General features: G+C 72.3%; 10 protein-coding genes and 4 pseudogenes. 10 read left to right on the top strand and 4 right to left on the bottom strand.

Annotation, left to right across the window (positions count from 1 at the left end; all coding sequences use genetic code 11):
- Window positions 1–225: 225 nt before the first annotated feature.
- Window positions 226–444: a hypothetical protein gene (locus tag FU792_RS17755; protein ID WP_238706056.1), complete on the bottom strand. Its 219-nt coding sequence runs from the start codon at window positions 442–444 to the stop codon at window positions 226–228.
- On the opposite strand from FU792_RS17755, the pseudogene FU792_RS17750 reads away from it, so the two are divergent.
- The 10 genes and pseudogenes from FU792_RS17750 to FU792_RS05850 all read left to right on the top strand — a co-directional run.
- A pseudogene (locus FU792_RS17750) lies at window positions 350–922 on the top strand (tripartite tricarboxylate transporter substrate-binding protein); the annotation flags it as partial. The gene FU792_RS17755 and the pseudogene FU792_RS17750 overlap by 95 nt on opposite strands.
- Window positions 923–1,085: 163 nt before the next feature.
- A complete protein-coding gene (locus FU792_RS05880) occupies window positions 1,086–1,655 on the top strand; it encodes a tripartite tricarboxylate transporter TctB family protein (protein ID WP_149814606.1) in 570 nt (189 codons plus the stop codon).
- Window positions 1,652–3,232 carry a tripartite tricarboxylate transporter permease gene (locus FU792_RS05875; protein WP_238706055.1) on the top strand — a complete coding sequence of 527 codons (1,581 nt, stop codon included), beginning with the start codon at window positions 1,652–1,654 and terminating at the stop codon, window positions 3,230–3,232. Before FU792_RS05880 ends, FU792_RS05875 begins: the two co-directional genes overlap by 4 nt.
- Window positions 3,229–4,092: a dihydrodipicolinate synthase family protein gene (locus FU792_RS05870; RefSeq protein WP_149814605.1), complete on the top strand. Its 864-nt coding sequence runs from the start codon at window positions 3,229–3,231 to the stop codon at window positions 4,090–4,092. The genes FU792_RS05875 and FU792_RS05870 overlap by 4 nt, the downstream gene beginning before the upstream one ends.
- Window positions 4,093–4,180: 88 nt before the next feature.
- The gene (locus FU792_RS05865; protein ID WP_238706054.1) at window positions 4,181–5,089 is read left to right on the top strand and encodes a LacI family DNA-binding transcriptional regulator; all 909 of its coding nucleotides are present in this window, start codon (window positions 4,181–4,183) and stop codon (window positions 5,087–5,089) included.
- Window positions 5,086–5,775 (top strand): annotated as a pseudogene (locus FU792_RS18780) (FGGY family carbohydrate kinase); the annotation flags it as partial. The gene FU792_RS05865 and the pseudogene FU792_RS18780, both read left to right, overlap by 4 nt.
- A gap of 364 nt (window positions 5,776–6,139) precedes the next feature.
- Window positions 6,140–6,364 (top strand): annotated as a pseudogene (locus FU792_RS18775) (FGGY-family carbohydrate kinase); the annotation flags it as partial.
- A 117-nt stretch (window positions 6,365–6,481) separates the two neighbouring features.
- Complete coding sequence (locus FU792_RS18770; RefSeq protein ID WP_338101203.1) at window positions 6,482–6,652, top strand: hypothetical protein; 171 nt, start codon at window positions 6,482–6,484, stop codon at window positions 6,650–6,652.
- Window positions 6,649–8,295, top strand: a complete 1,647-nt coding sequence (locus FU792_RS05855) for a fucose isomerase (protein WP_149814604.1) — start codon at window positions 6,649–6,651, stop codon at window positions 8,293–8,295. Before FU792_RS18770 ends, FU792_RS05855 begins: the two co-directional genes overlap by 4 nt.
- Before the next feature lie 161 nt (window positions 8,296–8,456).
- On the top strand, window positions 8,457–8,969 hold the full coding sequence (locus FU792_RS05850; protein WP_022924656.1) for an LVIVD repeat-containing protein: 513 nt from the start codon (window positions 8,457–8,459) through the stop codon (window positions 8,967–8,969).
- On the opposite strand, the pseudogene FU792_RS05845 reads toward FU792_RS05850, so the two are convergent.
- From FU792_RS05845 to FU792_RS05835, 3 genes and pseudogenes are all read right to left on the bottom strand, one after another.
- A pseudogene (locus FU792_RS05845) lies at window positions 8,936–10,587 on the bottom strand (thiamine pyrophosphate-binding protein). The gene FU792_RS05850 and the pseudogene FU792_RS05845 overlap by 34 nt on opposite strands.
- A 143-nt stretch (window positions 10,588–10,730) precedes the next feature.
- The gene (locus tag FU792_RS05840; RefSeq protein WP_022924658.1) at window positions 10,731–11,531 is read right to left on the bottom strand and encodes an aldolase/citrate lyase family protein; all 801 of its coding nucleotides are present in this window, start codon (window positions 11,529–11,531) and stop codon (window positions 10,731–10,733) included.
- Window positions 11,516–12,301: a 2-keto-4-pentenoate hydratase gene (locus tag FU792_RS05835; RefSeq protein WP_022924659.1), complete on the bottom strand. Its 786-nt coding sequence runs from the start codon at window positions 12,299–12,301 to the stop codon at window positions 11,516–11,518. The genes FU792_RS05840 and FU792_RS05835 overlap by 16 nt, the downstream gene beginning before the upstream one ends.
- Window position 12,302: the final 1 nt, after the last annotated feature.

Raw genomic sequence — 12,302 nt, 5'->3', positions numbered from 1 at the left:
GCGCACGGTTTAGCGTATCGTGAAATCGATTACATCGGGCCGCGAATGCTGGTGGGCATGAATGTAATCGATTGCACCCACCCGGACATCCCGCCCGGTCTCACAAAGGAGTCTGACCATGTCGCTTTCCCGCACGCCCCGCGCCCTCGGCGCCGGCACCGCCCTCCTCGCCCTCGTGGCCGCCGGTTGCAGCCCCGCCGACGACGGTGGGGAGTCCGCAGAGGGCTACCCCAGCGAGGACATACGGCTCATCATCCAGGCCGACCCGGGGGGCGGGTCGGACCTCTCCAGCCGGGCCCTCGCCACCGAGCTCGAGGAGATCCTCGAAGTCAGCGTCATCCCGGAGAACATGCCGGGCGCCTCGGGCGCCATCGCGATGGAGTACGTCGCCGACCAGGAGCCAGACGGCACCGTCATCGGCTTCGGCCCGGTCGAGATCGCCATGCTCAACACCACCCAGGGCGCCGACGTCCTCCCGGAGAACTACACCTTCCTGGGCCAGATCATGCTGGCCCCCGGCGTCATCAGCGTGGCCGCGGACTCCGAGTATGAGTCGCTGCAGGACCTCGTCGACGCCGCTTCCGAGGGCGAGGTGAGCGTGGCCAACTCAGGCGCCGGGTCCATCTGGGAGGCGGCCACCCTCGGCCTCAACGACGCCTTCGACACCCAGTTCTCACCCGTCGCCTACGACGGCGGCGCCACCGCCGTGTCCGCCGCCGCGTCCGGCGAGGTGGAGGCCGCGGTCTCCGGGGCCGGCGAGGCGCTCGCCCAGGGCGACGCGGTCCGGGTGCTCGGGGTCATGCACGACGAGCGCCATCGCGACCTGCCCGACGTGCCGACGGTCGAGGAGGCGGTCGGCACCGAGGTCGAGTTCGGCGGCTGGGGTGGCATCTACACCCAGGCCGGGGTCGACGAGGAGGTCGCCGAGACCCTGGAGGAGGCGGTCGCCGAGGCCGTCGAGTCGGAGTCCTACCAAGACTTCCAGGAAACGCCGGCAACCTCGTCGTCTATCGCGACTCCGAGGAGTTCACCGGCTTCGTCAACGACCAGTTCGACGCCTTCCAGTCACTCCTGGGCGAGTGAGCGTGGGCAGCGAGCACGTCGCCGTCGACACCGTCGGAGGATGGAGCGACGGTGCCGACGACGAGGGCGTGGTGGCCGACGCGCCGCCCCCGCCCTCCCGGGCCATGGAGATCACCGTGGCGGTCGCCGGGGCGCTCGTCATGGGCACGGCCCTCGTGCTCGCCCAGCAGATCGAGCTGCGGCGAGAGGCGGGGCCAGGGCAGATCGACGCGCGGTTCTGGCCCACCCTCCTCGCGGGCGCCGGCCTCGCGGCGGCCCTCGGCCGTCTCGTGGTCGTCCTGCTCCGCCCCGCCGACCCGCGGGACGACCTCGAGGTCGTCCGACCCGGCGGGCCGCTGCGCCTGGCCCTCACCCTCGTGCTGACGGTCGCCTTCGTCGCGGTCTGGGAGCTGCGTGACGTGGTGCTGCTCGGCTACGAGCTGCGCGTCTTCCCGTATGCCTGCGCCCTGTTGCTGGCTGCCCTGGCCTGGCTCTACGGCGCCCGGTCCTGGCGGTCGCTGGTGCTCTTCCCGGTGCTCGCCGCGGCCCTCACCTACGCCCTCTTCGGTGTCCTGCTGAGGATCCCGCTGTGAGCGCCGTCGCCGAGGGGCTCACCGCGCTGCTCAGCCTCGAGGTCGCCACGTCGATGCTCATCGGGCTCTTCCTGGGTCTGCTCGTCGGAGCCTTCCCCGGGGTGACCGCCACCATGGCGGTCGCCCTGGCGGCAGGCTTCACGCTCACCATGGACCCGGTGCCGGGCCTGGCCGTGCTGCTCACCATCTACGTCGCCGCACACTTCGGCGACCGCATACCGGCGATCCTCATCAACACGCCAGGGACACCCGCCTCGATCGCCACCACCTTCGACGGCTACCCGATGGCCAAGAAGGGTGAGGCAGGGTTGGCGCTCACGATGTCAGCGTTGGTCTCCGCGCTGGCGATCCTCGTCAGCATGGTGCTCTTCGTCGTCGCCGCCATCCCCGTGGCGACAGTGGCCCGCAACTACTTCCGCTCCCCCGAGCTCTTCGCCCTGGTGGTCTTCGGACTGACGGTGATGATCGGGGTGTCCAGCCGGTCCATGCTCAAGGGCGTCCTCGCCGGCGCCTTCGGCCTGCTGCTGGGCACCGTGGGTCTCTACAGCGCCACCGGTGACAGCCGCTTCACCTTCGGCAACATCAACCTCGCCCAGGACGGCTTCAGCTTCATCGCGGTCATCATCGGCCTCTTCGGTGTCGCCGAGCTGTTCGACCAGATGCTCACCTCGCACGAGCAGAAGGTCAGGCCCATCTCGGCGCTCGGCCGCTGGTGGCCGAACCGGGCCGAGCTCCGACGTTCGGCCAAGCCCTTCGGCATCAGCGCCGGTATCGGCACCGCCGTGGGTCTGGTGCCGGCCGCGGGCGGGGACATCGCCGGCCTCATCGGCTGGGACCGTGCCCGACGCGCGTCCGCGACCGGCGACACCTACGGCAAGGGCAACCTGGAGGGCGTCGTCGCCTCCGACACCGCCTCCAGCGCCACCCTCGGCGGATCGCTCACCACCACCATGGCGCTCGGCATCCCGGGCGACTCGGTCATGGCGGTCATGATCGGCTCGATGCTCATCTGGGGCCTGCAACCCGGTCCACGGCTGTTCACCGACCAGCCGGACCTGCTGGTGAGCATCGCCGGCATCATGGTGCTGGCCACCCTCGTCGCGCTGGCCGCGAGCCTGGCCCGGCTGCGCGGCATGGTCAAGCTGCTCGACACCCCGAACCACTTGCTGTGGCCGACCATCCTCATCTTCTGCGTGGTCGGCACCTTCGCGACCAGCAACAACATCTTCACTGTCGGCACCATGCTGCTGTTCGGGCTCTCGGCCTCGTCTTCAAGCGCGTCGGGATCCCGGCCGGCCCGTGGTGCTCGGCCTCATCCTAGGCCCGATCGCCGAGGAGAACCTCGCGCGCACGCTCGTGCTCTCGGGCAACCGCTCCTTCTTCGAGGTGTGGAGCCCCATCGCCCTGGCGCTGCTGCTCATGGCGGTGCTATCCCTCCTCTGGCCGGTCCTACGCCCGGTGCTGGCCCGACGCCGCGGGCGGCCGTCCTCGGCCGCCGCGAACGACCCGACCCCCGGCACCGCCCACACCGACGACACCCACTCCCCCGACTCGACGTCCCGGAAGGACTGAGATGACCAGCCCCACGATCTTCACCGCCACCCCGACCGCCTTCCACCCGGACGGGTCCCTGGACCTCGAGGGGTCGCGCGCCATCCTCGAGCACATCAGCCGGTCGGGCAACGAGGGCGCCTTCGTGCTCGGCACCACCGGAGAGTTCGCGGCCCTCACCGTGGCCGAACGCGGCCAGGTCGTCGAGGCGGCCATGAACATCCTCGGGCACCACATGCGGGTGGTCGTGCACGTGGGCGCCGCCAGCGTGTACGAGGTCCTGCAGCTGGTGGAACAGGCCCGGGCCGCCGGGGCCCGCGAGATCGCCCTCATCACCCCCTACTACCTGCCGGCCACCGATGCCGCGATGCTCGACTTCTTCACCACCGCGGACGCCGCCTGCGACGGTCTCGACCTCTTCGTCTACGCCTATGCCCGCCGCACCGGCAACAGCGTGTCCACCGAGCTGATGGCCCGCCTGGCCGAGCTGCCGCACGTGGTCGGAGCCAAGGTCAGCGAGGAGCCGCTGGAGCAGCTGCAGGCCTACCGGTCCGTCGTGCCCGACGGCTTCCAGCTCTACACCGGCGCGGACCGGGACATCCTCGCGGTCGGGGCGGTCGGTGCCCAGGGCGTCGTCTCCGGTGTCTCCTCGGTGCTGCCCCGGCCGTTCCGGACGGCGGCCGCCGCGGCGGACCAGGACGACGACGCCCGCGCCGCCGCCCAGGCCGACGTCGACGAGGCGTGCGACGTCATCGCCGGCGACATCGCCCGGATGAAGAGGCATACCGGGTGCTCGGGGTCACCGCACACCACCCGTATGGCGATCGAGGCACCGGACGCCGCGACCCGCCAGCTCATCGTGGACACCGTCCGACGGCTCAGCTGATGGCCACCATGGCCGAGGTGGCGGCCCGGGCCGGGGTCTCGACCGCCACCGTCTCCCGGCCCTCAGCGGCAAGCCGGTCTCGGACGAGGTGGCCGAGGCGGTCCGGCGCGCCGCCGCCGAGCTCGACTACTCCATCGACCGGACGGCTCGATCACTGCGGCGTCGCTACAGCGACGTCGTCGCCCTCGTCGTCCCCGACGTGGAGAACCCCTTCTTCACCGCCGTGGCCCGGGGTGTCGAGGACGTCGCCCGGGAGGCGGGGCTGTCGCTGGTGCTGTGCAATAGCGACGACGACCCCGAGCAGGAGGCGCGGTACGTCGAGGTCGCCTCCGAGGAGCAGATGGCCGGGCTGATCCTGGCTCCGGCCGGACCCGATCCACGGCTGGACCCCCTGCTGCGCAAGGGCCGCACCGTCGTGGTCATCGACCGGCTGGTCGACGCGCCGCTGGACCACGTCGTCCTCGACAACCAGGCCCTGGGCCGGATCGCGACCGAGCACCTGCTCGCGCTCGGCCACCGGCGCATCGCCTGCATCACCGGGCCGCAGGAGACCAGCACCGCCCGCGAGCGCGCCGAGGGGTGGGCGCAGGCACTGACCGCGGCCGGCGCCACACCCGACCCCCAGCTGCTGCTCCACGCCACCTACCGGGTCGAGGGCGGGCAGAGCGCCATGCACGAGCTGCTCGATCTGCCGGAGCCGCCCGAGGCCGTGGTGGCCACGAACAACATGGTCGGCGTCGGCCTGCTGCGGGCACTGTCCACGACGACCCACCACGCCGCCCCTCAGGTCTCGGTCATCGGCGACCTGCCGTTCATCACCTCCGACGTCGCCGGTGCCGTGACGATGCCGCTGCACCCACGGGAGATGGGCACGCGGGCGGCGCAGATGTTCGTCGAGCGGCTGCAGGGCGAGACCGGCCCGCCCCGCCGGGTCGTCCTGGACCCCACGACGCCCGAGCCGCTGACCAGGCTGCTGACCGGTCCGGAGACACGATGAGGCCCGGGCCCGGCACCGTCCCCTGCTACCTCGGCGTGGACATCGGCACGTCGAGCAGCAAGGGGGTCCTCGTCAGCCCGGACGGGGAGGTGCTGCGCAGCGCCGTGCGCGAGCACGAGGTGTCCCGGCCAGCGCCCGGGCACGTGGAGATGGACGGCGAGCTGTGGTGGCAGGAGTTCCAGCAGCTCGCGGCCGAGCTCGTCGGCGCGGAGGCCGGCCCGGCAGCCGACGTCCGCGTGCTCGCGATCGGGGTCAGCGGCATGGGCCCGTGCGTGCTGCTCACCGACGAGGACGACGTGCCCGTCCGGCCCGCCGTGCTCTACGGCGTCGACACCCGCGCCGGTTCCCAGATCGACGCCCTGCACGAGGAGCTGGGCGGTCCGGGAGCCGTGATGGAGGGGTCGGGCAGCGTCCTCACCAGCCAGGCGGTGGGTCCCAAGCTGCGCTGGGTCGCCGAGCACGAGCAGCAGGCCTGGGCCCGGGCCCGCCGGCTCTTCATGCCGGCGTCCTGGCTGGCCTACCGCCTCACCGGTGAGTACGTGCTGGACCGCCACTCCGCGAGCCAGTGCACGCCGATGCTGGACCGGCACACCCAGGACTGGCACGCGCGGTGGGCGCCCCTGGTCGCGGAGCACCTCGAGCTGCCACGGCTGCGCTGGCCGGCCGAGCCGGTCGGCACCACCCGGTCCGAGGTCTGCGGCATTCCCGCGGGGACCCCCGTGGTGGCCGGCACCATCGACGCCTGGACCGAAGCGCTCAGCGTCGGCGCGCAGGGCCCCGGCGACCTCATGCTGATGTACGGCACCACGCTCTTCCTCGTCGCGACCGGCACCGAGCCGGTGACGTCCCCGGTCATGTGGGGCACGACGGGCGCCCTTCCCGGCACCTTCAACCTGGCCGGCGGGATGGCCACCTCCGGCGCCCTGACCGCCTGGGTCCGCCGCCTCGTCGGCGACGTGCCCTACGAGACCCTGCTGGAGGAGGCCGCTCTCCCCCGCCGGCGCGGACGGCCTGCTGGCACTGCCCTACTTCGCCGGCGAGCGCACCCCCGTGCAGGACCCGGACGCCCGCGGGGTGGTGGCCGGGCTCACCCTGTCCCACACCCGCGGCGACCTCTACCGGGCGATGCTGGAGGCCACCGCCTTCGGGGTGCGGCACAACGTCGAGGGCCTGCGCGAGGCCGGGGTGCCGATCGACCGGGTCGTCGCGGTCGGCGGCGGCACCCGAGGCGGCCTCTGGACCCAGGTCGTCAGCGACGTCACCGGCCTCGAGCAGGTCGTACGGCGCACCAGCATCGGCGCGAGCTACGGCGCCGCCTGGCTGGCGGCGACGGCGCTGACGGACGACGGGGCCGGCCCGGACATCGACGCCTGGAACCCCATTGAGCTCGTCGTGAGGCCCGACCCGACCACCCGGGACACCTACGACCGGCTCTACGCCGCCTACCGAGACCTGTACCCGGCGACCCGTGACATCGCACACGCCCTCGCCGACCTGCAGCGCAGCACCGACCACCGCACCGCCCCCGCCTCACCCAGCACCACCGACAGGAGACCTCGATGAGCACCTACCTCATGCCGACCCCCACGACCGTGCCCGCCGCACCGGAGCGCACGGCATACCTCGTGGCCAGCGGCGACCTGAGGGAGTCGGCCAACCTCGCGGGCTGGCAGACCCAGGTGCAGCTGGAGCAGTACGTCGCGCACGCACTCGCCGAGCAGGGGTGGACGGTGCAGCGCGCGCACCCGGTCGACCCCGGCGCCGGCCACGGCTTCATCTCCAGCCAGCGCATGGGCCTGGACGTGTTCGCCTCCATCCCTCCCACCGCGCCCTTGATCGTGGCGGAGGCCATCTGGCAGTACAGCCACCACGTGCTGGCCGGGCTGCGCACCCACCAGGGGCCCATCCTCACGGTCGCCAACTTCGCCGGGGAGTGGCCCGGGCTTGTCGGTCTGCTCGGGCTGAACGCCGGGCTCACGAAGATGGGCAAGGCCTATTCGACGATCTGGACGGTCGACGGCACCGACGCCTGGTTCCGGGACGGCGTGGCGACCTGGCTGCGGACCGGCACCCTGGAGCACGACGCCAGCCACGTCCGCGACCTGCCCGCACTGCCGTCCTCGGACGAGCGCGACCTGGGGGTCGCGCTGGCCGAGCAGCTCCTGCGGGAGAAGGCCATCATCGGCGTCTTCGACGAGGGCTGCATGGGGATGTACAACGGCATCATCGACGACGAGGTGCTCAACCAGATCGGCATCTACAAGGAGCGGCTCAGCCAGAGCGCCCTGTGGGCGGAGATGCAGCGGGTCCCCGAGCAGGAGGCCGAGGCCGTGGGGCGCTGGTTGACCGAGGCGGGGATGACGTTCCGCACCGGCACCGACCCGGACACCGAGCTCACCGAGGAGCAGCTGACCTGGCAGTACAAGATGTACGTCGCGGCGCTGCGGATCAGTGACGACTTCGGGCTGGACGCCGTCGGCATCCAGTACCAGCAGGGGCTCAAGGACCTCTCCCCCGCCTCCGACCTCGCCGAGGGCATCCTCAACAACGTGGCCCGGCCCCCGGTCACCAGCCGGGACGGGTCGCGGGTGCTCTACGAGGGCACCCCGCTGCCACACTTCAACGAGGTCGACGAGGGCGCCGCGGTGGACGCGCTGGTCACCAACCGGGTCTGGACCGCGATGGGGCTGGACCCGGCGACCACCCTGCACGACGTGCGCTGGGGAGAGGAGTACGACGGCCGGTTCGTCTGGGTCTACGAGATATCCGGGTCGGTGCCGCCCTCGCACTTCGCGGACGGGTATGCCGGTGCCGAGGGCTGGCGGCAGGGCAACGTCTTCTTCCCTGCGGGCGGTGCGACCATCAACGGGGTGAGCAAGCCCCCCCCCGGCCAGCTGGTCTGGTCGCGGGTCTACCTGGTCGCCGGCGAGCTGCACGTCGACCTCGGACGGGCCTCGGTCGTCGAGCTGCCTGAGGAGGAGACGCGGCGACGCAAGGAGGCGACGAACCCGGAGTGGCCGATCGCGCACGTCGTCCACCACGGCGTGGGCCGGGACCAGTTCATGGCGCGGCACAAGGCGAACCACGTCCAGATCGCGTATGCCGACGACTCCGAGAGCGCCGACCGCGCGCTGGTCGCCAAGGCCGCGTTCTTCGACCGCCTCGGTCTGTCCGTGCACCTGTGCGGTGACGACGTCCAGGTCTGAGGCCCACCGGCCCGGCAACGCCGACAGACCCGACCCGCCTCGGTCGGCAGCGCTTCCATCAGGTCCCTAAAGTTGTCCCAAGTCTGGCCCGTCACCCTCGGATTCCCGACGTCACCCCCCTAGGGTCGGAGGATCCCCGAAACCACTGGGGGTTGGCTGTCATGGGGGACAACACGAACCGGACCAGACGTCTGCTGCGCACCGCGGCGACGGCGGTCTTCGCGACGACCTGCGTCGCGTACCTACCGGGAGCGGTCCAGGCCGACCCGGACGACATCCAGACCAGCGACAACATGACGCTGCTCAGCAACACCCCGAAGCAGGCGTCGCTCGAGGGCTTCAACACCGACATCGCCTTCTGGGGCGACTACGCCTTCCAGGGCAACTACGACGGCCTCCGCATCTGGGACATCTCCAAGCCCAAGGACCTCGAGCTCGTCACCCAGGTGCTGTGCCCCGGCGGGCAGGGTGACGTGTCCGTCTCCGAGGACGGCTCGCTGCTCTTCATGTCGGTCGACTCCCCCCGCTCCGACGACACCTGCTCCAGCACGTCCGGCAGCATCCTCAACCCTGAGCCCGAAGGCCCTGCGCGAGCGGATCGTGGCCGGCGATGGCCAGGGCGCCGCCTCCTGACCCGAGGTCAGCTGTTCACCCGGATGATCTCCTCCTGGTAGGGCGCGACGACGTCGCGGGACACCCGGCAGTCGAGGACGAGGAACGAGCGATCGTCGGCCGGCTGCGCCGCCCAGTCGGCGAGCTGGTCGAGGTCGTCCAGGCTCCGCACGACGACCCCTCGGGCGCCCACACCGGAGGCCAGCGCGGCGAAGTCGACCTCTGGGATGAGCATCGGCGCGAGCGCCAGCCCCTGCAGCCCGTAGAGGTTGACCTCGGCGCCGTAGGCCCCGTCGTTCCACACCACCGCCATCCCGGACCCGCCGGCGACGCGCACCGCCGACTCCAGGTCGGCCAGGGCCATGAGCCCGCCGCCGTCCCCGGTGGTGAGCACGACCGTCGCGTCCGGGCGTGCCAGCGCGGCGCCGAGCACCGAGGGCCAGCCCAGGCCGATCGACTGGAAGGCGGTGCCCACCATGATCATCCGGTCGGGCGCCGCCACCGGCCAGTACATGTTCGCCCACCCGATGAAGTGCCCACCGTCGGAGACGACGACCCGGTCCTGCGGCAGCAGCTCGCCGATCCGGACGGCGACCGACCGCGGGTCCAGCCGGCCGTCGGGCGCGAGGTCCTCCCCGGGGTGGTAGGCGCGCAGCTCGGCGACGGGGACGGACTCGCGCCAGGCGCCGGGCGCGTGGCCGAGCTCGCCGAGCTGCGCGGTGACCGCCCTGGCCACGATGGCCGCATCACCCTGAACGTAACCCCCGACGTGAGGGTGGGTGGCCGCCGGCGCGACGTCGACCTGGAAGATGCGGGTGCCGGGCGCCAGCAGCGCCCCGAAGCGCATCGTGAACTGGTTGAGCGAGGCGCCGAAGACGACCGCGACGTCGGCCTCGCGGACGAGGTCCATCGCCCCCTCGGCACCCCAACCGCCGGCCACCCCCAGGTCGTACTCCGCCCGGGGGAAGATGTTGCGCCCCAGCGAGGTGGTGGCGGTCACCGCGCCGGTGGCGTCGGCGAGGTCCCCCAACGCCTCCCCCGCGCCGGCCAGCCACGCCCCACGCCCGGCGAGCAGCAGCGGCCGCTGCGCCCCGGCCAGGGCGGTGGCGATCTCCGTGATGGAGCCGGCGGCGAAGTCGCCGACGGGCTCACGGGGCGCCGGGGTCAGCGGGGCGGGCACCTCGGGCACCGGCCCGGCCTCGAGGCGGGCGACGTCGTAGGGCACCGCCAGCACGGTGGGCACCCGGTAGGTCAGCGCGTGCTCGATCGCGATGACCGTGGTCGCCGCCGCGTCGGTGCGACCGACGGTATACGTCCGCGCCCCCACCGCGGAGGCCAGCGCGATCTGGTCGACGTCCCAGGGGCGGGGCCGGAGGTCGGGCCGTCGCCGACGACGAGGACGAGCGGCACCTTGGCCTGCACCGCCTCGGCCAGCGCCGTGAGCGTGTGGTGAAGCCGGCGCCGTAGGTCGAGGTCGCCGCGGCGATCCGCCCGCTGGCACGCTGGTGGGCGTCCGCCGCCACGACTCCCCCGGCCTCGTGGCGGACCGCGGTGAACTGCACCGTCGCTCGAGCGCTCGAGGGCGTCGAGGACGTGCGCGTTGCCGTTGCCCATGACCCCGAAGACGTGGTCGACGTGGCGGGCCAGGGTGTGGGCGACGTGGGCGGAGACGCTGGGCATACGAGTTTCCTCTGCTGGAGACATGACGGGATCGAGGCCGTATGTGTCTCCCGCGCCGGGCGCGGCTCCGTGCTCCTTTTTCGAGCACCGGCGCGCAGCGGCACCGGACCCCTCGACTATAGGTGCTGGCGGGGGGCGGGCCGTCAGGACCGGTCGGTGTCCTCCCCGCCGGAGCTGATGAAGCGCGCCGCCAGCGCCTCCGACCCGCGGGCGAGCAGCGCCACGTCGGCACCGACCAGGACGAAGGAGGCACCCTGCTCGAGGTAGGCGTCCGCCACGGCGGGGTCGAAGGCGTTGACGCCCACGGGGGTCCCCGCCGCCCGCACCGCGTCGAAGGTCCGGAGCACGGCGGCCCGCACGTCCGGGTGCGTCTGCTGTCCCAGCACGCCCATGGACGCCGCCAGGTCGCTGGGCCCGACGAAGACCCCGTCGACGCCGTCGACCGCCCCGATCTCGGCCGCCGCCTCGACGGCGGCCTCGGACTCGATCTGCACGAGCAGCGAGACGTGCTCCTCGGCCTGCTGGAGGTAGCCCTCGACGCGGTTCCACCGCGCCGAGCGGCCGAGGGCCGAGCCCACGCCCCGCCTGCCGCGGGGCGGGTAGCGGACCGCCGCGACGGCGTCGGCGGCCTCCTGCGCGCTGTCGACCATGGGCACGAGGATGGTCTGCGCGCCGAGGTCGAGCACCTGCTTGAGGAGGACCGGGTCGGCGGAGGGGACGCGGACGACCGGCACGACGGGGTATGCCGCCACCGCCTGCAGCTGCGCGAGCACCGATTCCAGGCCGTTGGGGGCGTGCTCCATGTCGATGAGCAGCCAGTCCAGACCGGAGCCGGCGGCGATCTCGGCGACCAGCGGTGAGCCCGAGCTGACCCACATGCCGACCATCGGCCGGTCCTGGGAGGCGAGCACGTCGCGGAAGGTCGGCGTCAGACGAAGCGGCACGTGACGGTCCCCATCTCGCGGTAGTCGCAGTGCACGTCGTCCCCGCGGGACACCCACATCGGCCGGGTGAACGACCCGGCCAGGATGATCTCGCCGGCTTCCAGCCGGGCGCCGTGCTGGTGGAACTTGTTGGCCAGCCAGGCCACCCCGGTCGCGGGGTGCCCGAGGACACCCGCGGCCACGCCGGTCTCCTCGACCTCCCCGTTGCGGGACAACACCCCGGGGACCCAGCGCAGGTCGATCTCGTCCGGGCGCCGGCGCTCGTCACCGAGCACCATCGCGCCGTAGGCGGCGTTGTCGCTGATGGTGTCGACGATGGTGCGGCCCTCGAGCTCGATGTGCGAGTTGAGGACCTCCAGCGCCGGGACGGCGTAGTCGATGGCGTCCAGGGCCTGCTCGAGGGTGCAGTCCGGCCCGGACAGCGGCCGAGCCAGCACGAAGGCGAGCTCGACCTCGATGCGGACATTGGAGAAGTGGTCGACCGGGATCTCGGCGCCCGAGGCGTGGACGGTGTCGTCGAACATCACGCCGTAGTCCGGCTCGGTGATCCCTGTGGCCTGCTGCATCGCCTTGGAGGTCAACCCGATCTTGCGGCCCACCAGCCGGCGACCGGCGGCGAGGTTCTGGTCACGCCACACGCCCTGGATGGCGTAGGAGTCCTCGATGGTCGCCTCGGGGTAGCGCGCCGTGATGCGCGGGACGACCGAGTGCGTGCGGTCCGCCTCGGCCAGCTCCTCGGCGATCGTGGCGATCTGCTCGGGTGTCAGCATC

It is taken from the genome of Serinicoccus marinus DSM 15273, assembly GCF_008386315.1.
In the GTDB taxonomy this organism is placed as follows: Bacteria; Actinomycetota; Actinomycetes; order Actinomycetales; family Dermatophilaceae; genus Ornithinicoccus; species Ornithinicoccus marinus.
Note: the sequence above shows the minus strand (reverse complement) of the source record. Positions and strands in the feature narration are given on the sequence as shown.